Here is a 22433-nt window from a genome sequence, read left to right as displayed (position 1 = left end):
ATTTATTGTTCCTCCCAAGTTGGTATTCCTTTTTTAGTTAAGTATTTATAGACACGTCTCTCGATCGCACGATTCACTTTCGTAATGACACCATCCGATTTCGCAACTGGTTTAACTAAAATTGTGTGTAGCTTCATACGATTGGCACCCATCATATCTGTGAGCATTTGATCGCCAATCATCATAACCTCTTGTGGTTTTAAGTCCATCTGCTGTAAAGCTTGTTTAAAAGCGCTTAAAAGCGGTTTTTTTGCTCTTGCAATATAACGGAGCTCAACAGGGTCTGCAAAGCGTTGGACGCGTTCCTCACCATTATTAGAGGCAATTATTATTTGAATACCTGCAGCATTCATCGTATTTAACCATTCAATCAGTTCAGGGGTAGCGAGAGCTCGATCCCACTCTATCAAGGTGTTGTCTAAATCTGTAATAATTCCTTTAATCCCAAGATTGCTTAAACGCTCAGGTGTCAAATCAAATACAGAATGGACAAACTCCTTTGGCATTATTAATTTATACAAATTGTGTTCTCTCCATTTTCTAAAGTGTAAATACTTTACCTTTTACGATTATAACATATTGCAGAACGCTTCTCCCACAAGTATATGCTGTCCTTTTTGTATATTTGATAAAAATTCAATAGAATCTTCTTCAAAAAGCATGACGACTGTTGAACCGAAGGCAAATTGACCTATATCTTCACCCTTTGTCCAATTTTGCGAAGTATTTTTTAATTCAATTGTATTGACGAACATAGCCCCTACTTTAATAAAGGCTGTTTGCGTACCATTATTTAATGCTAATTCGGAAATCATTCGGTAATTACCAGAAATAGGTTTTTTGCCATGAAGTAGGCCCATGCTATTAACAGGATAAGAATGTCTTCCTAAAATATATTGTCGTTTAACAAAGGCATCCGCTGGGCTATGTACGCGATGATAGTCAGCAGGACTCAAATAAAATACGATATATTTGCCATTTTTATACGTTTTTGCGTTGTCTGCCTTCCCTAATAAAGCCGCTAAATCATATTCCTGCCCCTTTACCAATAATTTTGTATCGCTTGAAATCGTACCAAATGATTCGATTTTCGAATCAGCTGGGCTAGTCAATAATTCAAGTGTGCCATCAATTGGTCGGGTACCTTCTTTTAATTCACGTGTGAAAAACTGCTGTAGATTTTCAAAAGAATCGATGGATTTTGAAACTTCTTGCATGTTTATATCGTATACATTGATATAAGATTTTATTAATTTTTTACTTAACATGGAGCCCATTACAATCTTTAAACAGTCGGACGACCAATTTTTATTTGTGAGTTCAATAGCTGTTTGATACAGCTTTTTTTTAAGCATTTTGTTACCTCCGTGTTAATAATGATTTACAGTTTGTAGCTTTACGTCTTATAATAGTCTAATAATAACTAAATTTAAAGGAGTGTTGTCCATTGAATATGGTGGATGTCACAGTAAAAAAAATGAAGGCAAATTTAGCGAACTTCATCACCATTGGGAATATTTCCTTCGGTGGCGCTGCTTTAATGGCAACAATGAACGAATCCTATAATAACGCAGTCTTATTCATTTTAATTGCAGCACTACTCGATCGATATGATGGAAAAGTTGCTCGTAAATACAATTTAGAGTCAGAACTTGGCAAACAATTGGATTCTATGAGTGATATTATATCATTTGGGGTAGCTCCTGCGTTATTAATGTATCAAGTTGCGCTAACTGATTTTGGCAGTATAGGAATGGTTGTTGCAGTCTTGTATATTGCTAGCGGAGCATTTCGCCTTGCCCGATTTAATATTGCTGAAGCCAACGGGTTTTTCACTGGATTACCCATTACAGCAGCTGGTGCTGTATTAACGATTTCATATTTCTTTTCACCCTGGTTATCACCGGTCTTCTATATGATTTTATTTGTCATACTAGCAGTTTTAATGATTAGTAATTTTTCATTGAAGAAAGTGTAACTGGCAATATAAAACGCGCCTATATATAGGCGCGTTTTTCTATGTTATTTTATAGGACGTCGGACACGAGAAAACGTTCATTTTACAAAGTTAAAATAAAAAGAAGCCTTTCATCCAGTCATTTTATGGCAGAATGAAAGAGCTTCTATTTTATTTACAAAATTGCCTATTAAGTAGTTGTTGTTTCCGCAACAATAACGAGTGCAATTACCGCTGTTATTATTACGGAGACCGTCATGATAAATGTCATGATCATTCCTCCTATACATTGCTATCCATACTTAGTTACTACCCTCATGATAACATGACGAAAACATTCATATATGTGATAAAAGTAACAGGCAAGAGTGATCGATGTCCTCATCATACACTTATAGTGATTTTACTGCTTGTAACACAACTTGTGTCGAATGTTTTGCTGCAACCGGTAAAAATTCATCAAAGCTAATGTTAGATTGTTTACCCGCAATATCAGACAACGCTCGAATAACAACAAAAGGTGTGGCAAATTGGAAACATACTTGCGCTACAGCAGCAGCTTCCATTTCTACAGCTTTCATCGTTGGAAATTGTGTGCGTACCATTTCAACACGTACTGGATCGTTCATAAATGAATCACCAGTAGTAATTAAACCTACCGCGTATGGATGTTCTCCAACAGCCTCTACAGCCTGCTCAGCAACTGTAATCAAATGAGCATCAGCTTTAAAACCAGCTGGCATTTGTGGTACTTGACCTATTTCATAACCAAATATTGTTGCATCGACGTCATGATGACGCACTTCATCGGAAATAACGATTGCTCCAACCTCTAAATTTTCATCGTAGCCACCCGCAGAACCAGTATTGATCACAATATCCGGTTTAAATTGTTGCAGTAAAATAGTCGTAGACATGGCAGCATTTACTTTACCAATACCACTCTTAAGTAAGACAATCTCTTTTCCTGCATATGTACCTTCTGTATATTCAGAATTTGCGATTGTTGTTGTTTTTGCATCTTCAATAGCGCCTCGAAGTAATTCTACTTCTTCTTCCATTGCACCGATTACGGCAATTTTCATTATAATTTCCACCTTCCAAAATAACTTCTCTTTTACATTAAACATTATTGACTAGTGAGTCAACAGCTGTTTAGTACGCGCCTTTAATTTGTTTTAATGTTTCAACTTTTGTAGGAAGCCATCCTTCCTTTGTTACCCATTTAATCGACACGCGATACATTTTTGATTTATCTTTTGAAGAAACAGTACCAATTGCCGAGTCAGCTGACCCTCCATTTTTCATAAACCAAACAATTAAATCTGCTTCAGCTATGTCAGTAACAGCAGAGATAGCGGCGATTTTCTCCTGCCAATCCAACGACTTCTCATCGTAGCTTGAATTATGCGCTGTACCATCATCTTGCTGCTTCGTTTTGAACGGTGTCCAACTTGAATCTTCAATTACTTCTTTCACAACGGCATCATCCATCGGTGTGACCTTCGCTGTATCGCTTGTTGTCAAATCACCCTTTAATTCCGTATTATTATCATCTTCTCTAGTATTTGGTTCTTGTTGTTCATCCTTTTTATCATCTGTCTTATCAGATGGCTGATCATCTTTTTTCGTCTCTTCTTTTTTAGCTGGCGTTTTAGGCTGTTCAACTACTTGATCATCAACCTTGTTATTAGCAACCTTCTTCGTAGAATCACCAAAGAAAATAAAACCCGCCACAACAAATATTAATATGACAACAATTGAAATTAAATAATTCAATAATTTATCGCCTTTTTTCTTATTTGGTGGCTTTCTGTCGGCACGATATCTTCTCGTATTTTCCGTCATACAAATCCCTCCAGTACTTCAATAATGCCATCATAGCATAGTTTGCAAGTCCTAAACTACCAGTAAAAATATTGTCATAAAAATTTAATTTCACTGTCATTCTTCTACTAACAAAACAAAATCCCTTGTTCTCATGTCATACATTGCTGCGGAATATGGTCTAACCATTCTTTTAAAATTAAAATTTAACTTATACAGGTGTTACTTGCCGGTTAGTCCCTTTTACTTACCGGTTGGACTCTTTTACTTACCGGTTGGACCCGTTTACTTACCGGTTAGACCTCTTTACTTACCGGTTAGTCCCGTTTACTTACCGGTTGGACCTCTTTACTTACCGGTTGGACCTCTTTACTTGCCGGTTAGTCCCGTTTACTTACCGGTTAGCCTAACTAAACCTACTTACTGTCAGATGCGCGGCGAATTTATTGTTTTCGCACCCAAGGCATTGGCTTAGGCTGGAATGAATAGAAAAAGCCTACACAAAAACGATTATGTTTTTGCATAGACTTTATTATAAAATAATTAACTTATTTGATTGAAGTAATTTTTACTTCCATGTCGCCACCTGGTGTGTTGATTTTAACAACATCGCCTACTTTGCGTCCTAGAAGAGCTTTTGCTATTGGTGAATCGTTTGAAATACGACCTTCAATTGGATCGGCTTCAGCAGAACCAACGATTGTGTATTCTTCTTCATCTTCTTCAGGTAGTTCGACAAATTTCACCGTGCAACCGATTGCAACTGTGTCGCGAACATTTGAACCTTCTTCAATGATTGTTGCGTTGATAATCATCGTTTGTAACAAAGAAATACGGCCCTCTACAAAACCTTGTTCATCTTTCGCTGCATCATATTCAGAGTTCTCAGATAAGTCGCCAAAACCACGAGCAATCTTAATGCGTTCTACTACTTCTTTTCTTTTTGTTGAGATCAAGTATTCTAATTCGTCTTCCAATTTTTGCTTTCCTGCTGCTGTCATTGGATATTGTTTTTCTGTTGACAATTGAATTCACTCCTTAAGTGAGATAAAAAATACTATGTCGCTTTCCAACTAGGAGGCGACATAGCTTTTCTAAATATGGTTAATCATTACAATGATATTACACTATATTGTCAGATTCAACAATAGTTTTAATTTTCGTAACCATTAAATCGATAGCCACTTCATTTTGGCCACCTTCGGGAATAATAATATCGGCATAGCGTTTAGTTGGTTCGATGAACTGATTATGCATCGGGCGAACCACTGATAAATACTGTTCAATTACTGAATCAATCGAGCGACCACGTTCATTTATGTCACGTAAAATACGACGAATAATTCGTAAATCGGCATCTGTATCTACAAATAACTTAATATCCATTAAGTCACGTAGTTTCTCATCTGCCAAAACGAGTATACCTTCTAAAATAATTACGTCCTGAGGGTCGATGTGGACAGTGTCCGATGAACGTGTGTGTAGTGCATAATCATACACTGGTTTTTCAACAGATTCTCTTCTTAAAAGAGTCTCAACATCTTGAATTAATAATTCAGTGTCGAACGCATCTGGATGGTCATAGTTCGTTTCCAAACGCTGATTAAATTCCAAATGGCTTTGGTCTTTATAATAATAATCCTGTTCAATTACTACTACATTATGATTCTTAAATACATCATGAATCGCGTGTGTCACACTTGTTTTACCAGAGCCTGATCCACCTGCGATGCCAATGACAACAGGACGTTTTTTTTCCAAAATTATCGCATCTCCTTACGCATCATATCATGCGAGTTTACTTTTTGCTCACATTTGAAGTGAACAATTTGAAGCGGGTGACGAGCTGCATCTAATGATGTGCCCTTGCCATCGAATATTTCGCCAACGATTACGTTAAAGTTTCCTATTTCTGGACCAAAAAACTCCACTTCATCGCCGGGTTTAAAATAATTGCGCTGTTGTAGCGTAATCATCGATGTTTCATCGTTATAATCTAAAACGATACCACAAAAATCAAAAGTGGTTTGCTTGCTATGGTTGCCAAACATTTGTTGCTCATATCCTGGCTCACCTTCAAAATAAGATGAAGCCGTTTCACGGTTGGCACATTTATCTAATTCTTCTAACCACTCACGTTGAATAATGAAATTATCAGGATCTGCACAATACGCATCAATTACTTTGCGATAGACGGTCACAACTGTGGCGATATAGTGAATTGATTTCATGCGACCTTCCACTTTTAATGAGTCGATGCCTAGTTCGATAATTTGTGGAATCGATTCAATTAGTTTTAAGTCTTTTGGACTCATCGCAAATGCTTCCTGCTGTTTTTCAAATAATGGTTTTTCTTCGCCACTCTCTACGGCGTATAAATCATAATCCCAGCGACAAGATTGGCAGCATCCTCCACGATTTGAGTCACGGGCAGTCATATGATTTGAAAGTACACATCGTCCAGAGTACGCGATACACATTGCGCCGTGGACGAAAGATTCGATTTCAATATCTACTTTTTCTTTCATTAATTGGATTTCTTCAGCACCTGTTTCTCGCGCTAATACAACGCGCTCCAACCCTTGCTCTTTCCAATATTGCACCGCTTTCCAATTGGATAATGATTGCTGTGTGCTCAAGTGAATCTCCAAGTTCGGAGCGACCTCTTTACATGTTTCGATAATAAGTGGGTCGGCGACGATAATACCTGTAACGCCGGCTCCTTCGATATTTTGTAAATAGTCTTCTAAGCCATGCATATTATCATTATGAGCAAATATATTCGTCGTAACATAAATTTTCGCATCATATTTATTGGCAAATTCAACGCCTTCTTGCATTTGGGCAATCGAAAAATTACCCGCATTTGAACGCAAACCAAACTCCTGTCCACCAATGAATACAGCGTCAGCACCATAGTGTACAGCAATTTTTAGTTTTTCTAAATTGCCGGCAGGTGCAAGAAGTTCAGGTTTTCTCGTAATGACGCGTTTGCCATCAATGATTTCGCTAATGCGTTCGTTGACGATCGTGGACATCTCCATTACCTCCCTAGTAAACTGTTTCTTTGAAGTAGAAGCCAGTGTCTAAAGGACGTAACGCTGGTTGAATCTCTTCAATTTTTTCTAATAGTTCCGCTTTTATGTCCTCATACTCCTCTTGAGACTCAGCGTAAGCGTCGATTGCTTGACGATAATAAGAGACGACTGCTAGAGCATAAGCTTCTGTATGTAGCACGGTATCTACTTTAAAACTATCGATTTGTGCCTCAAATAATTCTTCTAGCTCATCGATTATGCAAATATCATTCGGACTAAAAATATGTGTACCATTCAAATCTTCAAAAATCGGGTATTTATTTTCACGTTCTTTGTCATGTAAAAACATATTTTTAGCCGCTTTACGATTTTCGACTTCCATCGCCTGATCTTGGAATAAGAAATAATTGCCGAGCAGCGAACGTTTGGATTGGAACATACATGTCATACCATGCACGAGTACTTCAATTTCTACCTGTGCATTTTCTTTAATTTCGACGACTTCTTCCATGCTCAATTCACGGGCTAAAAGCGCGCGACTTGCACCGCGTTTACCCCAATAATTTACTTGGAACCAGTTCGTTGAAATTGTTTCAGCATCCCAATGTAACGGGATTTCCGACTGTGCTTCACGCCTTGCAATCACGATAGCAGGGTCACCAAAAACAATGGCATCTACAGCAATTTTATCGAGTTCTTCGATATAGGGCGCTAAAGCGTCCACACGATCATTATGAAAAATCGCATTCATTGCTATAAAAATCTTTTTGCCTTGCGCATGAATTAATTGCGTAGCTTCCTTCACTGCTTCAAGTGGAAATTCTCCGGCTAAGCGTAAGCCAAATTGCTCCTCACCAACTAGGAAAGCATCTGCTCCAGCATCTAATAATGCAGCGATATGCTCAAGTGAATGTGGCGTAACGAGTAATTGTGGTTTTTTCACTGTAATCACCTCTTCTTACAAATTAATAAGCCATCCCCGACTGGGAAAAATGTTGAATCATAATCAGCATTTTGAATTACCCAATCTGCAAATTTATGCAAATTACGAATCATTGTACGTTTCCTTCTTGGCACTTCAGACATCTCTAAATCCGATAATCCATGCATATACATATTATCGATATAAAGAACGCCACCACTACTTACTAAGGGACTGTATAGATCAAAAAACTTTTGATATTGTCCTTTTGCTGCATCAATAAAAACAGCATCAAAAGATGGATAGTTGCTCTTAATATCCACTTCTAACGCATCGCCTTCAACAAGCACTATATTCTCTTTTACATCTGAACGAGCGATAAATGTTCGTGCATTATTTATACGTTCTTCATCGCGCTCAATCGTTACAATTTTCACTTCTGGAAGTGCCTTAGCCATACGAATTGCTGAATAGCCAATCGCACTGCCGACTTCTAATATAGACTTCGGATTATGAATACGAAGGATTTGTAGGAGATTTTCAATTGCAGGTAACTGCATAATAGGTACGTGATTGTTCAATGCAAATTGTTCCATTTCCATTAACAATTCATCTCTTGCCGGAATGAAGGATTGAATATAGGCATCTGATATACTCATATGTTCTACTCTCCTCACTTCTAGATAAAATACATCTTATCCTACCATAAAAACTCTAGAAAAGCTATATGACGCCTCCCTTTACAAAAAAGAAGGTGAAGTTACACGAACTGTCACTTTCTCGAGCAAATATCCAACATCAGCTGTTTAAAACCTCTTTAATAGCAAGATTTCTAAACATATTTTGTGGATGTGCTTCGGAGAAATAAAACAAGTTGTGTAACTTCACCTAGTTTAGTTTAGTTTAGTTTAATTTTATTGATCATTCTTACTTCGTACGTATTTTGCCACATTTTGGTTATGTTCATCTAATGTCTCCGCAAAATGATTTTGTCCTTTTTTGTCTGACACGAAGTAAATATAATTTGTTTTTGCTGGATCAACCGTGGCATCCGTTGAAGCGCGACCTGCATTGGCAATTGGACCCGGTGGTAACCCTTTATTTTTGTACGTATTATAAGCATTTTCAACTTCTAAATCCTTGTACAGTACACGATTTTTATGTTTTCCTAACGCGTATAATACAGTAGGATCTGTTTGTAGCGGCATACCTTGCTCGATACGGTTGTAGAATACGCTCGCAATCGTTTCACGATCTGTTTGAGCAGTAGCTTCGCGCTCCAATAAAGAAGCAAAAGTTAACAATTCATGTGGCGTCATATCCAACTCTTTTAATTGTGGTTCATATGAGCGTACAATCGAGTCTGTTAATTCGACAAATTTATCAGCAATATCATGTAATGTCGGTTTTTTAGTATAGAAATCATATGTTGAAGGATATAAATAACCTTCTAATTTATAACGGATTTTTTTGCCATCAACTGCTTTTGTAACTGTATCAGGGTATTTCGCCTTCATCTCTTTGACGAATTTTTCACTCGTCACAAGCTTCATGAATTCTTGTGACGTATAGTCTGTTTTCTTGGCAACTACATCACCAATTTGATCTAAGGTTAAGCCTTCTGGAATAGTAATTTGGAATTCTGCTTTACGGTATACTTTCCCAGTCTTCAAGGATTTAATAATATCGTCAATTGACATTGATGGTGGTATTTTATATGTGCCAGCCTGAAACGCGGCATCATTTTTGAATTTAGTATAGTATTTAAAAATCTTTGCGTTTCTAATTACCCCTTTGTCCTCTAGTGTTTGAGCAATTGAATCAATATTTGAGCCAATTGCCAGCTCAACCTTCACAGGTTTTTTGTTGTTTTCATCGACAGGCTTCAGAGCATTTGAAATATAGAAGTAAAGACTAACACCTATAATAAGCGCAGCTGCAATAATAATTGCCCCTATAATTAATACTATTTTTCGGACCGTTTTCTTTTCACTTTTAAGCTGCTGAAGCTTTTTAATTTTATTTTGTGGTGTTTTTGGCTCCACTCGTAATCCTCCTTAAAATGCGTATGTAATGCATTGACGTACAACTTCCATGCATTGTTCCATTGTATAGCATTTTTTAACTATTTTCTATTTTTACAACACTTTACTTGTATTCCCTTTTTTGGCAAAATAAAAAGCAGAATAGTAAAACTAATTCTGCTCCTTATCACTTCATTAATTGATACTCATAATTGTATTGACAACTTCTTCGATTAATTCCCATTCTTTCTCAGTTTCAATCTCAAAAAGTTGTTCACCATCTCCATCTTCGTTCGCTACAACTTCTGCTGCTTCGATTTGTGTTTCCTCAGCATCTTCAGATGTCGGCTCTTCATAAAAGACAAGATATGTTTTTTCTGATTCATCAGGCTCAATTCGCGTTAAGATCGTGTAAATAATCTCATTGCCTTCATCATCAAGCTCTGTGAAAAAATTACCATTATAATTTTGTGACATTATATTCACCTCAAATACTATAAACCAAGACTCGCTCGATTTTTTATGCTTCGTCTTCTGCTTCGTCAAGCTCTTTTAATACTGCTTCGATGAAATCCCAATCAGCGTCATCTTCAACGCCAACTAATGATTCGCCATCTTCACCTTGAATAATTTGAGCCGCTTGCACTTCAACAGCCTCTTCAGAATCTGAGTGCTCTGCGAATAATACGAAGTCTTTTTGTAACTCTTCTGAGTGAGCGCGTGTAATTACCGCATAGACAATCTCGTTGCCATCCTCATCAATTGCTACGATATGCTCGTGATCATGTTCTTGTGACATTTAAAAGTCCTCCTCCAAATCGAAATAGTTACGAATTATTCTTCTTCTTCGTCGTCTAATTGTTCAAGAATGTCTTCTAAATAAGCCCATTCTTCTTCTGATTCAATCGGTTGTAATTCGCCATCTTCACCGTTTTCTGCTGGTGTGAATGATGAGGCCATAATTTGCACAAGACCATCTGCATCTTCCGTACCGATTTCGCTGTATAATACGAAGTTTTTACCGAATTCTTCCGATTCTACGATTGTTAAAATCTCACATAGAATTTCATTGCCTTGCTCGTCTACTACAGTAATTGTGTTTTGTTCATTTGTCATTTTTATTCACCTCTGAAAAGATTTACGATCTAAAAAGCCTTGTAGTATCATTGATGCTGCCATTTTATCAATAACTTTTTTACGATTTTTTCTGCGTACATCCGCTTCGATTAACACGCGTTCTGCTGCCATTGTTGTCAGTCTCTCATCCCATAAATGAGCTGGGAATCCAAATTCTTCTTCCAATAGTTTTACATAGGCCTGTGAAGCTTCCCCACGAGGACCAACCGTATTATTCATATTTTTTGGAAAGCCGACAACGAATTCATTGACATCGTATTGTTTTACGAGCTCTGTAATTCGGGCAATGCCAAACTCTCCATTTTCTTCATCGATTCGAATCGTTTCAATGCCTTGAGCTGTCCAACCAAGTGGATCACTCACTGCTACGCCAACCGTTTTCGAACCAACATCTAATCCCATTACTCTCATTATATAGCCTCTTTATTCTTCTTAATATAGAATTTCACAAGCTCCTCTAAAATCTCATCTCGTTCAAGCTTGCGTATTTTCGTACGGGCATCTTGATGACGTGGGATATAAGCAGGATCTCCTGATAGTAAATAGCCCACAATTTGATTGATAGGATTATACCCTTTTTCTTCTAGTGCTGCATGTACATGAAGCATTGTTTCGCGTACTTCTTGTTCCATAGGTTCCTCAGGGAAATTAAATTTCATCGTTTGATCAAACTTACTCATGCTAAGCACCTCACAATAAAGTTAAAGTAGAGTTTGTGGCTCTTTAATTTAGTATAACGTATAAAGGCCATCTTTAAAACTCATTTTCAATAGATATTCCTTTTCTCCCGTTGAAAAACGATAATTCCAACAGTTAAGCATATCTAAATTTACAATTTAAACATGTATAAAAGCAAATAATACGTGCTAAAAGTGCTAAAATCCTTTATTTTTAAATTTCTCTTCAAAATAATCATTCGTCTATTTCAATAAAAGATACGCTTATCTAAGATATAAAAAGTGAGAAACGACGTTTTATGTCGTTTCTCACTTTTAGTATATTTTATTATTTTAACAATGTGTAAACTGATTCAAGAGCATCTGCTAATTTGTCAGCATCTTTTGCTCCGGCCATCGCCATATCAGGACGTCCGCCACCTTTACCACCACATTGTTCGGCAACAGATTTTACAATTTGACCTGCATGATACTCTTTGCCGGCGATTTCTTTAGAAACACCTGCACAAAGCATTACTTTACCGTCTGCTACTGCACCTAACACGATAACAGCTTTATCCATTTTCGTTTTAAGATCATCCATTAACTGACGTAATGCGTTATTATCTTTTGCTTCGACAATGGTAGATAAGACTGTTACACCATTGATTTCTTGCGCTGACGCAAGAATATCAGATGCTTGTGCACCAGCTAATTTAGCTGATAATGAGTCATTTTCGCGCTGTACATCTTTTAATTCATGTTGTAATGATTCGATACGAGCTGGTACGTCTTTCACATTTGATTTTAGCTCTGTTGCTGCTGTTTCTAAAATGTCTTGTTGTTCTTTTGTCGCTAGATATGCTACTTTTCCTGTCACAGCCTCGATACGACGTGTTCCTGCACCAATCCCGCCCTCTGATACAATTTTGAATAAACCGATCTCAGAAGAACGTTTAACGTGAATACCACCACATAATTCGATTGAGTAGTCCGATACTTGAACAACGCGAACGACATCGCCATATTTTTCACCAAACAAGGCCATAGCGCCTAATTTTTTAGCATCTGCTATTGGCATTTCTTCGATAATGACTTCGATATCATCCCAAATTTTTTCATTGACAGCAAATTCGATTTGTTCTAGCTCCTCTTTTGTTGTTGCACCAAAGTGAGAGAAGTCAAAACGAAGACGGTCCGCACCAACATAAGATCCAGCTTGGTTGACATGATCACCTAATACATCTTTTAAAGCACGTTGTAGTAAATGCGTTGCTGTATGATTTTTAACGATTAAATTACGCGATTCGCGATCGACGGTTGCTGTCACTTTGTCATGTAAATTCATCTCGCCAGATTCGACTAAAATGGTATGCAATGGTTGACCATTCGGTGCTTTTGTAACCGCCTTGACAGTTGCTGTAAATGAGTCATTTGTTAGGATACCAGTATCAGCAATTTGACCACCCATTTCTGCGTAGAAAGGTGTTGTTGTTAAGATGACAAGTGCTTCTTGTCCTTCAGAAACATGTTGAACCGCCGCACCATCAGCCACGATTGCTACGACTTCTGTATCAACTGTTAGTGTATCGTTTCCGACAAATTCAGAGGGTTGTGTTAGGTTGGCTAATACTTCCGATTGTACTTTCATCGAATCCACATCTTGGCGTGCTGCACGAGCACGATTACGCTGTTGTTCCATTTCAGTATTAAAACCTTCTTCATCAACTGTCATGCCCACTTCCGCAGCATATTCTTCCGTTAATTCTACTGGGAAGCCGTATGTGTCATACAAACGGAAGGCATCCGAACCTGGAATTGTCGTTTCGCCTTGTGCTTTTTGAGCAGCTACCACATCATTAAAAATACCTAAACCATCATGTAAAGTTTCGTGGAAGCGTTGTTCCTCATTTTTAATAACACGTTGAATAAATGCTTCTTTCTCTTTTACTTGTGGGTAGAAATCTTGCATAATCGCACCAACAGTTGGTACTAATTCATACATAAATGGTTTTTCGATACCAATTTGTTTGGCATAACGAACCGCACGACGTAATAAACGACGTAACACATAACCACGACCTTCATTTGAAGGCAGCGCCCCATCGCCAATCGCAAATGCAACTGTACGAATATGATCAGCGATTACTTTGAAAGGTGTGTTGATGTCTTCTTCACTACCAAAAATTTCAGCCAATTCTATTTCACCAGGACGCTTATAGCGACGGTCTGCAAATGTTTCGATTGTTTCAATAATCGGCATAAATAAATCTGTATCGTAGTTTGTTGGTACATCTTGCAAGACAGACACAACACGCTCAAGACCCATGCCTGTATCAATATTTTGTTTTGGTAAAGGAGTATAACTATGATCTGGATTATGATTGAATTGAGAGAATACTAAATTCCAAATTTCAAGATAACGTTCATTCTCGCCACCTGGATATAGTTCTGGATCGTTTAAATCATTACCGTACATTTCACCACGATCGTAGAAAATTTCAGAGTTTGGACCTGATGGACCTTCTCCAATATCCCAGAAATTCCCTTCAAGACGAATTAATCGTTCTTCAGGAATTCCGACGATATCTTTCCAAATATCATAAGCTTCTGTATCTTCCGGATGAATGGTAATCGATAATTTTTCCGCATCAAGTCCCATCCATTTGTCTGAAGTTAAAAATTCCCAAGCATATTCAATGGCTTCTTTTTTAAAGTAATCGCCGATTGAAAAGTTCCCAAGCATTTCAAAGAATGTATGGTGGCGAGCTGTTTTACCTACGTTTTCAATATCATTTGTGCGAATTGCTTTTTGTGCATTTACGATACGAGGATTGTCCGGAATGACTGACCCATCAAAGTATTTTTTCAATGTAGCAACACCCGAGTTAATCCATAGTAATGACGCATCATTAATAGGTACTAGTGGCATACTTGGTTCCTGTTTATGTTGTTTTTCTACAAAAAACTCGATAAATTTACTGCGAATCTCATTCGATTTCATTTTCAATTTCCTCCTAATTTATATGACGACCATATAGGCAAATCCTGATAAAAAACAAAAAGAAAAGTCCCCATCCCTGGAAAGGGACGAGAACTGAATAGTTGTCTTCGTGGTACCACCCTAATTTATAAAATGTATTTGTCTATTACATTTTATGTCTTAGCACTTTAACGCAGTGAACGTCAGGTATTAGCTGCACTCAGGATTAGCTTTCCGAATTAGCATAAGTGAAGGTTTTTTCAGCCAAGAAACCTCTTTCTGTGACACGTTCTAAAACGTACTTTTTCCGTCATCGTTTTCTTCATATAGTATAACTTGATTATATGCAATAAAGTTATCTGCTGTCAATGCTTGCGCGCTTTTAATCGTTTGCTAATACGTAGACAGATAGGATAGCGACAATTCGAATAAAGTATCGTATGCGTTTGTTTATTTGCGAACACTGGCAACTAGATCATAGATTACAAATGATTTTTTTCAGCATCGTTTTCACTATAAATAGTGATTGGTGGGTAACAACCTCAGCTGCATGCTATAATAATTAACATAGGAGGGTTATTATGTCAAAAAAATCATTCATACTTATACTATTTACTTTAATAATCGAAGTACTTCTTACACTACTTATAAGTCAATTCATCCATGTTCGTTTTATTGAAATTGTATTCTTTGTCGCCTTAACACTATTTGTTTGTGCATTATTCTTCTCTAGTTCAGGGGGAGCACTTGCCAACTACAATCAAGCGCAACTCGCTGCTCATACTGGCATACAAACAGCTTATTTACCTAGTAGATTAAAAAAAAACCCTATACTAATTGGCACGACAATCTACTTTATAATAGCCATTATCCTCTTCATATTATTATTAAATCATGTCTTTAATTAATCTATTTTTTTCGTGATGAGCTGACTATGACAGCGATAATCCACGAACCTATGTAAAAAGCATCCACTATGTATGCCCCTTCTTTGTCTGGGGTCTGGCTAGTGGATGCTTTTATATTCTACAATAGATCATCAGACTGACTTCTACCTAATACAAGTTGAAAATCGGCTCTCTGTTATTTGACGAAGCGTTTTATTCTTCGATAAAGTCTATTGGTTTAATACCTTGCATACCAATCATTGGTGGGATTGTCATGAAGTTATCCATCGTTAAAGAAAAGTTCGTCGACTGTCCTTCATCACTTGATTCTTCGGTAGCTTGTTTTTCTTCAATTTTTTCAGCTGGCTCTCCTAGGCGTAATGCAAGTGATGTTTGGCGTAATACATCGGCATCATTTTGAATACCACGTAGAAACGTATCAGGCTCTCCACATAAAATCAAAAAGTTTTTTGCGCGTGTCAATCCTGTATAGAGTAAATTTTTACGTAGCATTTTCGAATAGCTACGCACGACAGGCATAATGACCATTGGAAACTCACTACCTTGTGATTTATGGATGGAACAACAGTAAGCTAGTGTGATTTGATTGAGATCTGAACGTTCATAGGTTACTTCAATACCATCAAAAGAAATGACCATTATATCTTGTTTTTCCGTTGTTTCTTTCGCTTTCAAAATAGAAATAATTTCACCCATATCCCCATTAAACACATTGCTATTTGGTTGATTAACGAGCTGTAATACTTTGTCACCAATACGATAGATTGTATCACCAAAAGCAATTTCTTTTGATTTTGCTGTTTTTTTAGGATTAACGAATTCTTGTATTAATTTGTTTAGGGCATCAATACCAGCTTCTCCGCGATACATCGGTGCCAACACCTGAATATCATGGATGGAAAATCCTTTTTTTAAAGCTGAACCAATCACCTGTTGGACTACTTGAGGCACTTGACTAGCACTTGATTTTATAAATGAGCGATCCGATGTTTTTTCTGTTAAATTCGTCGGTAGTTGACCTGCTTTCATCTGATGGGCCAACTCGATAATAGATGAGCCGTCCTCTTGACGATAGACATTCGTTAATTCGACGGTTGGTATGGCTTTTGAAGAGAGTAAATCCTTTAGAACTTGCCCCGGACCAACTGGTGGTAGCTGATCTTGATCACCTACAAAAACAATTTGGCAATTTTCGTTGACAGATTTTAGAAGTTGATGGGCCAACCATGTATCGACCATCGACATTTCATCGACGATTAATAAACGTCCGCCTATTTCCTTCTCAGAGTCTTCCTCTTTCTCATGTCCATTAAAACCTAATAATCGGTGAATTGTTTGTGCTGGTAAACCTGTTGATTCACTTAAGCGTTTTGCAGCACGTCCAGTAGGTGCTACAAGAACAATTGGAAATTCTTCATCTTTTTTACTATATTCTTTCGGATCCAAAGATAAGCCATGAAGTTCAGCAAAAACATCGACAATGCCACGTACTACTGTTGTTTTACCGGTTCCGGGTCCACCAGTTAAAATCATTACAGCACTATTAATCGCTTTTTCAATCGCATTCACTTGTGTTTCTGCATATGTAACACCAAAGCGTTCTTCAGCATCGCCAATCCATTTACGAATTTCATCTTGCGGAAAGGCAGAATGTTCTTTATTTTTTTCTTTTAATTGCAAAATTTTAGATGCAATTCCAACTTCAGAATAATAAAGAGAAGGCATATAAAGACGCATTTCTTCCCCACATAATTTTCCATTTTCACCCAAACGAATAATAGCTGCTGAAATAGCTTCGTATGGGATTTCAACATGTTGACTACTTTCTAAAAGTACTTTAGCTTGTGGCACAATTTGTGGCGCTTCAACATAAACATGGCCATCAGACAGTGAAGCCTGATTGACAAGGTGAAGGATGGCTGCTTCAATACGATGGTCATGATTGCCCGTAATACCTAAAATTGAACCTAACTCATCCGCCTTACCAAAACCAATGCCATCGACATCTTCTATTAGACGATATGGATTTTCTTGCAATAATTGAATAGTCTCTTCTAAGTATAATTGATAAATTTTGATTGCTAATTGTGCGCCAAAACCCCATTCACCTAGCTTAATCATAATACGATCCATCCCAAGGTTTTGCTGAAGTACAAGACGTAGCGTTTCTTTTTTTTCATCATTTAGTCGAGGAATATCATCCAAAGATGAAGGATCATTAATAATTATTTTTATGGCATCTGCACCTAGTTTTTCAACGATAATCTCCGCCGTACGCCTACCAATACCGGGAAATAAATCGCTCGACAAATAAGAGATGACACCTGTTTCGGTCGCCGGTATCTCTTTTTCAAATGTTTCTGCTTTAAATTGTGCACCGTATTTTGGATGTTTTGTCATTTTTCCTGTAAAACGGTAAACCGAATCCTCTACAACCTTTGGAAAATATCCCGCAACAATAACTTCTTTATCTTTGTAATCTGTGTTCGTCTCTTGAATTTTCAATTTCACGATAGAAAATAAATTATCCGTATTATGAAAAATAGAGACGACAGGTCGACCTACTACGAATAATGGTTCATTCGAAAATAGTGAAAGATTTTCAGTCAACGCTGTCCCCTCCTTATTAGTCTTCTAGTTTTTGTCCTAACATATCATAAATATAACGTGCTTGATCAAACTCTGGTTGAAGTGTGAAAGCTTGTTGCAAATGATATCTTGCGTCTTTTACATTATCCGTAGAAACAGCAAATAATACACCTAAATTATAATGAGCATCGGCGTTATTCCAGTCCATATCAATTACGACACGCAACTCTTTCTCTGCTTCTTCAAACATTTCAAGCGAGCACATTAATATAGCAAATGCTAAACGAACTTGTACATCTTCGGGAGCTAATTCTGCTGCTCTTTGTAAATATGGTAGAGCTAGCTTTGTTTGGCCGCCCTGTTCGAATGATTTACCGAGCATATAATACACATCGGCTCCTTCGATTCCATTACGTAATGAACGCTCGTATAACTTTGCTGCCTCTTCAAAGCGTTCACTATTGTAATATAAATTTGCTAAGCCATAATAAGCTGTTGCTGCTTGGTCATCTAATGTGATTGCTTTTTGGAAGAAACGCTCTGCGCGCTCACTGTCATCCATCGCCGCTAAAAGATTCCCAAAATTAATATATCCAATTGCTTCCTGCGGATTTTCATCAATTGCACGAGTAAATGCTTTTGCAGCATCTTCGAAACGTTTTTCTTGCATCGCTTTGATGCCTTCTTCAGTAAAATTCAAAAAACACAACTCCTATTACCCTACATAAGTTAATTTTTTACCTTCTTTAAATACTTCATCAATTGTCGCGCCACCTAGACATTCATCACCATCGTATAATACGACAGATTGTCCCGGTGTAATTGCACGAGTTGGCTCAGAAAATACAACATGCCAAGTGCCGTCTGCTAAAAACTCAACCTCTACCGGTACATCTGATTGACGGTAACGGAATTTAGCTGTACAAGTAATCTTTGTCGGTAATTGGCGATTTGATGTGAAGCTAGCTTTCACTGCTTTTAAACTTGTTGAATATAATTTATCGTGATGGAAACCTTGTCCAACAATCAATACATTACGTTTTAAATCCTTGCCGATTGCAAACCAAGGCTCACCATCACCACCGATACCAAGACCGTGCCTTTGACCTAGTGTATAGTACATTAATCCATCGTGTTTACCCATGATACGTCCATCAAACGTTTCCATATTACCGGGTTGTGCAGGCAAGTATTGACCTAGGAATTCTTTGAAATTTCTTTCACCGATGAAACAAATACCCGTAGAATCTTTTTTCGTAGCAGTCGCTAAATTAGCTTCCGCAGCAATTTCACGAACGCGTGGTTTTTCAATTTCACCGATAGGGAACATCACATGTTTTAATTGGTCTTCTGATAATTGATTTAAGAAATATGTTTGATCTTTATTATCGTCTACTCCACGTAACATGGTCACGCCATCTTCATTGCGTTGAACGCGTGCATAATGACCTGTTGCCAAATAGTCTGCACCTAATTTTAATGCATGTTCAAGAAATGCTTTAAATTTGATTTCTTTATTGCACATAACATCTGGATTGGGTGTGCGTCCTGCTTTATATTCTTCAAGGAAATAAGAAAATACCTTATCCCAATATTGTTTTTCAAAATTGACCGCATAATAGGGGATACCGATTTGGTTACATACTTTAATAACATCTTCATAATCATCGGTAGCTGTACATACGCCATTTTCATCTGTATCATCCCAGTTTTTCATGAAAATACCGATGACATCATAACCTTGTTCTTTTAGTAAATATGCTGCAACTGATGAGTCTACACCACCAGACATACCTACCACAACCCTCGTTTTAGACGGGTCTTTTACTGTATTCATTTCAATTCACCTTATTTCTATGCATTCGTTAATCTTTTGACGATTTCAACTAGACGTTTTGTCGCTTCTGTTACAATATCATTATTCAAGCCATATCCGAAACTAAAACGAATCGAGTTTCTTAATTTTGGTGAGTTTTTACCAAACATTGCTACGAGAACATGTGAGGGATCGATTGAACCTGCAGTGCATGCCGAACCGGACGATACCGCAATACCCGCCATATCAAGATTCACTAGAAATGACTCCACTTCCATCTGATCAAAGCTAATATTTAAAACCTGTGGTAAAGAGTTGCTACGCTCACCATTCACTTCAAAAGAAATTCCCGCTTCTGTTAGAGCCTCCATAACAATTTTTTCAAAACCATTATAAAGAGCCTGTTTATGATTCATTTGTTGCTGAGCAATTTCCACTGCTTTGGCAAAAGCGACGATACTTGGAACGTTTTCCGTACCCGCTCGACGCTTACGCTCCTGCTGTCCACCGACTATAACTGCCTGTAATGGCGTATTTTTACGTTGGTACAACATACCAATTCCCTTAGGGCCATTGATTTTATGTGCCGTTGTAGATAATAAATCAACCTTTAATTCATCGACATCAATTGCCATCACACCATAAGCTTGAACTGCATCCGTATGGAATGTCGCTTGATGTGTTTCAAGAATCGCACCAATCTCTTTAATAGGTTGAATTGCACCGACTTCATTATTCCCTAACATAATTGTTACTAAAATTGTATCATCACGCAAAGCAGCTTTAAAGTCGTCAACTTGTACTACACCCTGATCATTCACGGGTAAATACGTAATAGCAAAGCCTTGCGTAGCTAACCTTTCACAGGCATGTAATACAGCATGATGCTCCACTTGAGAAGTAATGATATGGCGCCCTTCTTTACGACGAGCGTAAGCAGTACCAAAAATCGCCAAATTATCAGACTCCGAGCCGCCACCTGTGAAAATAATTTCATCGTCTTGAGCAGCAATTGACTGCGCTATAGTTTGACGGGAATCATCCAATGCTTTGCGAGCTGTTCTTCCTTGCTGATGAATGCTTGAAGGATTACCTGCAATATTTTGTAATGCATCAACCATTGCTTCAATAACAGCTGGGTGCATAGGTGTTGTAGCTGCGTGATCTAAATAAATTTCATCCATGAAAAAAATCTCCTTTAAATATAAAACATGAAGTTGTCTTCAGTATTTTCATCTGTATAGTTTGCTAAATCTTCTAGGCTTGTTGTATCGAGTACGGTTTTCACAGCATCTCGAATTTGCATCCACAATTGACGCTGTGGTGGCGCCTCATTTTCAATGCCTTCAACTGGTTGAATCGGTCCTTCTAACACTTTAATAACATCTGCTGCTGAGATCAAATGAGGTGGTTTAGACAGCATATAGCCACCGTATGCACCACGTACACTTTTTACGAGACCGGAATTTCTAAGTGGCGACACTAACTGCTCTAGGTATGCTTCAGATAAATCATTGTCCGCTGCTATTTGGCGTAATGGAATAGGCCCTTGACCATATTGTTTTGCTAATTCAATCATAATTGTTAAGCCATAACGACCTTTTGTTGAGATTTTCATTGGTTTACACACCTCTACTAGTTTGAGTTCTTTATCGTTAAAGTATATCATATTCCCACCCTCAGCACTTGGTTTTGCTATACTATTATGTAGATGAATTAAATTTACACTTACGAGGAGGTCGTACTATGTCAAATGAACCGTTAGCATATCGTATGCGTCCGAGAAACATCGATGAGATAGTTGGACACGACAGCATCGTTGGCCCTACGACAAATTTATATACAATGATTAAAAAAGGACACACACCGTCCATGTTATTATATGGTCCCCCCGGCATTGGTAAAACATCATTAGCCTTTGCAATATCCGGCTCTGTCGACACACCATTCTTTGCCTTAAATGCTACGCGAGCTGGTAAAAAAGATGTAGAAGACATTGTAAGAGAAGCACATTTTTCTGGGCAGGTCATTTTATTTTTGGATGAGATTCACCGCTTCAATAAATTACAACAAGATACACTATTACCGCATGTTGAAAATGGATCGATTATTTTAATCGGTGCAACGACAGAAAATCCCTATCATGATGTTAATCCCGCCATTCGTTCACGTTGTGGAGAAATTAAACAATTAAAACGTTTGACGACAGCGGATTTGGAAAAATTAGTACGCCAAGCTTTACTTGATGAAGAACGCGGTCTCGGAAAAATGAATATTAACATGACAGATGAACAAATTATAAAAGTAGCAAATGCCGGGAATGGTGATGCACGCAAAGCGTTAAATTTATTGGAATCGATTTATTACTCTGCAGATGAAGTAGATCATACTACTATTGTGTCAGATAAAATAGTCGATAGTTTGGCAGAAAAAATCGGTGTTTTTGGCGCTTAGATTTACACTTTAAGTGCAACACAAAAAGAGACTCATCACTTCAAACCTTGTAAAATAGTGTTTACGAAGACAACTATTGAAAGGAATGAGGCAATGAATCTCTATACACATCTTACCATAAA

The 22433-nt window shown here is 37.6% G+C and carries 24 protein-coding genes and 1 pseudogene; 4 read left to right on the top strand and 21 right to left on the bottom strand.

The genetic code is table 11. From position 1 onward, the window contains the following. Positions 1-2: 2 nt before the first annotated feature. Complete coding sequence (locus tag DEX24_RS11250; RefSeq protein WP_186819603.1) at positions 3-506, bottom strand: YqeG family HAD IIIA-type phosphatase; 504 nt, start codon at positions 504-506, stop codon at positions 3-5. A gap of 63 nt (positions 507-569) precedes the next feature. Beyond that, positions 570-1355, bottom strand: a complete 786-nt coding sequence (locus DEX24_RS11245; RefSeq protein ID WP_109306527.1) for a phosphatidylserine decarboxylase — start codon at positions 1353-1355, stop codon at positions 570-572. Positions 1356-1453: 98 nt separating this feature from the next. Here DEX24_RS11245 and pssA point away from each other — a divergent pair, with 98 nt between their 5' ends. Continuing rightward, on the top strand, positions 1454-1978 hold the full coding sequence (pssA, locus tag DEX24_RS11240) for a CDP-diacylglycerol--serine O-phosphatidyltransferase (protein ID WP_246131367.1): 525 nt from the start codon (positions 1454-1456) through the stop codon (positions 1976-1978). A gap of 371 nt (positions 1979-2349) precedes the next feature. Here pssA and mtnN read toward each other — a convergent pair whose 3' ends face one another. Further along, positions 2350-3042, bottom strand: a complete 693-nt coding sequence (gene mtnN, locus DEX24_RS11235) for a 5'-methylthioadenosine/S-adenosylhomocysteine nucleosidase (RefSeq protein ID WP_109306526.1) — start codon at positions 3040-3042, stop codon at positions 2350-2352. A 70-nt stretch (positions 3043-3112) separates the two neighbouring features. Then, entirely contained in the window at positions 3113-3805 is a 693-nt protein-coding gene (locus tag DEX24_RS11230) for a YrrS family protein (RefSeq protein WP_109306525.1), read from the bottom strand. A 133-nt stretch (positions 3806-3938) separates the two neighbouring features. Here DEX24_RS11230 and DEX24_RS17020 point away from each other — a divergent pair, with 133 nt between their 5' ends. Then, a complete protein-coding gene (locus DEX24_RS17020; protein WP_146192987.1) occupies positions 3939-4259 on the top strand; it encodes a hypothetical protein in 321 nt (106 codons plus the stop codon). 73 nt (positions 4260-4332) lie between these two features. Here DEX24_RS17020 and greA read toward each other — a convergent pair whose 3' ends face one another. The 12 genes from greA to alaS all read right to left on the bottom strand — a co-directional run bounded on the left by greA (position 4333) and on the right by alaS (position 14565). After that, positions 4333-4809, bottom strand: coding sequence for a transcription elongation factor GreA (gene greA / locus DEX24_RS11225; RefSeq protein WP_109306524.1), 477 nt, complete (start codon positions 4807-4809; stop codon positions 4333-4335). Positions 4810-4906: 97 nt separating this feature from the next. Then, entirely contained in the window at positions 4907-5545 is a 639-nt protein-coding gene (gene udk / locus DEX24_RS11220; protein ID WP_109306523.1) for a uridine kinase, read from the bottom strand. 2 nt (positions 5546-5547) lie between these two features. Next, positions 5548-6822: a peptidase U32 family protein gene (locus DEX24_RS11215; RefSeq protein WP_109306522.1), complete on the bottom strand. Its 1275-nt coding sequence runs from the start codon at positions 6820-6822 to the stop codon at positions 5548-5550. A 13-nt stretch (positions 6823-6835) separates the two neighbouring features. Further along, positions 6836-7765, bottom strand: coding sequence for a peptidase U32 family protein (locus DEX24_RS11210; protein ID WP_109306521.1), 930 nt, complete (start codon positions 7763-7765; stop codon positions 6836-6838). A 5-nt stretch (positions 7766-7770) separates the two neighbouring features. Continuing rightward, a complete protein-coding gene (locus tag DEX24_RS11205) occupies positions 7771-8403 on the bottom strand; it encodes an O-methyltransferase (RefSeq protein ID WP_109306520.1) in 633 nt (210 codons plus the stop codon). 255 nt (positions 8404-8658) lie between these two features. Beyond that, positions 8659-9789 carry an endolytic transglycosylase MltG gene (gene mltG / locus DEX24_RS11200; protein WP_109306519.1) on the bottom strand — a complete coding sequence of 377 codons (1131 nt, stop codon included), beginning with the start codon at positions 9787-9789 and terminating at the stop codon, positions 8659-8661. Positions 9790-9963: 174 nt separating this feature from the next. Further along, positions 9964-10245: a DUF1292 domain-containing protein gene (locus DEX24_RS11195; RefSeq protein ID WP_109306518.1), complete on the bottom strand. Its 282-nt coding sequence runs from the start codon at positions 10243-10245 to the stop codon at positions 9964-9966. A gap of 43 nt (positions 10246-10288) precedes the next feature. Next, positions 10289-10567 carry a DUF1292 domain-containing protein gene (locus DEX24_RS11190; protein WP_109306517.1) on the bottom strand — a complete coding sequence of 93 codons (279 nt, stop codon included), beginning with the start codon at positions 10565-10567 and terminating at the stop codon, positions 10289-10291. A 35-nt stretch (positions 10568-10602) separates the two neighbouring features. Next, a complete protein-coding gene (locus tag DEX24_RS11185; RefSeq protein ID WP_109306516.1) occupies positions 10603-10884 on the bottom strand; it encodes a DUF1292 domain-containing protein in 282 nt (93 codons plus the stop codon). A 6-nt stretch (positions 10885-10890) separates the two neighbouring features. Continuing rightward, positions 10891-11316: a Holliday junction resolvase RuvX gene (gene ruvX / locus DEX24_RS11180; RefSeq protein WP_109306515.1), complete on the bottom strand. Its 426-nt coding sequence runs from the start codon at positions 11314-11316 to the stop codon at positions 10891-10893. Continuing rightward, a complete protein-coding gene (locus DEX24_RS11175) occupies positions 11316-11585 on the bottom strand; it encodes an IreB family regulatory phosphoprotein (protein ID WP_109306514.1) in 270 nt (89 codons plus the stop codon). The genes ruvX and DEX24_RS11175 overlap by 1 nt, the downstream gene beginning before the upstream one ends. A 325-nt stretch (positions 11586-11910) precedes the next feature. Further along, positions 11911-14565: an alanine--tRNA ligase gene (alaS, locus tag DEX24_RS11170; protein ID WP_109306513.1), complete on the bottom strand. Its 2655-nt coding sequence runs from the start codon at positions 14563-14565 to the stop codon at positions 11911-11913. A 560-nt stretch (positions 14566-15125) separates the two neighbouring features. On the opposite strand from alaS, the gene DEX24_RS11165 reads away from it, so the two are divergent. Further along, entirely contained in the window at positions 15126-15452 is a 327-nt protein-coding gene (locus DEX24_RS11165) for a hypothetical protein (protein ID WP_109306512.1), read from the top strand. A 192-nt stretch (positions 15453-15644) separates the two neighbouring features. On the opposite strand, the gene recD2 is transcribed toward DEX24_RS11165, so the two are convergent. Genes recD2 through cymR form a run of 5 tightly spaced genes read right to left on the bottom strand, consistent with a single transcriptional unit; the run spans position 15645 to position 21475 of the window. Then, a complete protein-coding gene (recD2, locus tag DEX24_RS11160; protein WP_109306511.1) occupies positions 15645-18062 on the bottom strand; it encodes an SF1B family DNA helicase RecD2 in 2418 nt (805 codons plus the stop codon). Positions 18063-18078: 16 nt separating this feature from the next. After that, positions 18079-18741 carry a tetratricopeptide repeat protein gene (locus DEX24_RS11155; RefSeq protein WP_109306510.1) on the bottom strand — a complete coding sequence of 221 codons (663 nt, stop codon included), beginning with the start codon at positions 18739-18741 and terminating at the stop codon, positions 18079-18081. A gap of 15 nt (positions 18742-18756) precedes the next feature. After that, positions 18757-19878, bottom strand: a complete 1122-nt coding sequence (gene mnmA, locus DEX24_RS11150) for a tRNA 2-thiouridine(34) synthase MnmA (protein WP_109306509.1) — start codon at positions 19876-19878, stop codon at positions 18757-18759. A gap of 17 nt (positions 19879-19895) precedes the next feature. Continuing rightward, positions 19896-21041, bottom strand: coding sequence for a cysteine desulfurase family protein (locus tag DEX24_RS11145; protein ID WP_109306508.1), 1146 nt, complete (start codon positions 21039-21041; stop codon positions 19896-19898). Between the two features lie 14 nt (positions 21042-21055). Then, entirely contained in the window at positions 21056-21475 is a 420-nt protein-coding gene (gene cymR / locus DEX24_RS11140; protein ID WP_109306507.1) for a cysteine metabolism transcriptional regulator CymR, read from the bottom strand. Positions 21476-21603: 128 nt separating this feature from the next. Here cymR and DEX24_RS11135 point away from each other — a divergent pair. Further along, positions 21604-22305 (top strand): annotated as a pseudogene (locus tag DEX24_RS11135) (AAA family ATPase); the annotation flags it as partial. Between the last annotated feature and the right edge of the window lie 128 nt (positions 22306-22433).

This window comes from Kurthia sibirica, from assembly GCF_003143975.1.
GTDB classification, from domain to species: Bacteria; Bacillota; Bacilli; order Bacillales_A; family Planococcaceae; genus Kurthia; species Kurthia sibirica.
Note: the sequence above shows the minus strand (reverse complement) of the source record. Positions and strands in the feature narration are given on the sequence as shown.

Coding starts and splice junctions, on each gene's coding strand:
- DEX24_RS11250 (WP_186819603.1), bottom strand. CDS start 506: ATGCCAAAGGAGTTTGTCCATTCTGTATTTGATTTGACACCTGAGCGT.
- DEX24_RS11245 (WP_109306527.1), bottom strand. CDS start 1,355: ATGCTTAAAAAAAAGCTGTATCAAACAGCTATTGAACTCACAAATAAA.
- pssA (WP_246131367.1), top strand. CDS start 1,454: ATGGTGGATGTCACAGTAAAAAAAATGAAGGCAAATTTAGCGAACTTC.
- mtnN (WP_109306526.1), bottom strand. CDS start 3,042: ATGAAAATTGCCGTAATCGGTGCAATGGAAGAAGAAGTAGAATTACTT.
- DEX24_RS11230 (WP_109306525.1), bottom strand. CDS start 3,805: ATGACGGAAAATACGAGAAGATATCGTGCCGACAGAAAGCCACCAAAT.
- DEX24_RS17020 (WP_146192987.1), top strand. CDS start 3,939: ATGTCATACATTGCTGCGGAATATGGTCTAACCATTCTTTTAAAATTA.
- DEX24_RS11215 (WP_109306522.1), bottom strand. CDS start 6,822: ATGTCCACGATCGTCAACGAACGCATTAGCGAAATCATTGATGGCAAA.
- DEX24_RS11205 (WP_109306520.1), bottom strand. CDS start 8,403: ATGAGTATATCAGATGCCTATATTCAATCCTTCATTCCGGCAAGAGAT.
- DEX24_RS11195 (WP_109306518.1), bottom strand. CDS start 10,245: ATGTCACAAAATTATAATGGTAATTTTTTCACAGAGCTTGATGATGAA.
- DEX24_RS11190 (WP_109306517.1), bottom strand. CDS start 10,567: ATGTCACAAGAACATGATCACGAGCATATCGTAGCAATTGATGAGGAT.
- DEX24_RS11185 (WP_109306516.1), bottom strand. CDS start 10,884: ATGACAAATGAACAAAACACAATTACTGTAGTAGACGAGCAAGGCAAT.
- ruvX (WP_109306515.1), bottom strand. CDS start 11,316: ATGAGAGTAATGGGATTAGATGTTGGTTCGAAAACGGTTGGCGTAGCA.
- DEX24_RS11175 (WP_109306514.1), bottom strand. CDS start 11,585: ATGAGTAAGTTTGATCAAACGATGAAATTTAATTTCCCTGAGGAACCT.
- alaS (WP_109306513.1), bottom strand. CDS start 14,565: ATGAAATCGAATGAGATTCGCAGTAAATTTATCGAGTTTTTTGTAGAA.
- DEX24_RS11165 (WP_109306512.1), top strand. CDS start 15,126: ATGTCAAAAAAATCATTCATACTTATACTATTTACTTTAATAATCGAA.
- mnmA (WP_109306509.1), bottom strand. CDS start 19,878: ATGAATACAGTAAAAGACCCGTCTAAAACGAGGGTTGTGGTAGGTATG.
- DEX24_RS11145 (WP_109306508.1), bottom strand. CDS start 21,041: ATGGATGAAATTTATTTAGATCACGCAGCTACAACACCTATGCACCCA.
- cymR (WP_109306507.1), bottom strand. CDS start 21,475: ATGAAAATCTCAACAAAAGGTCGTTATGGCTTAACAATTATGATTGAA.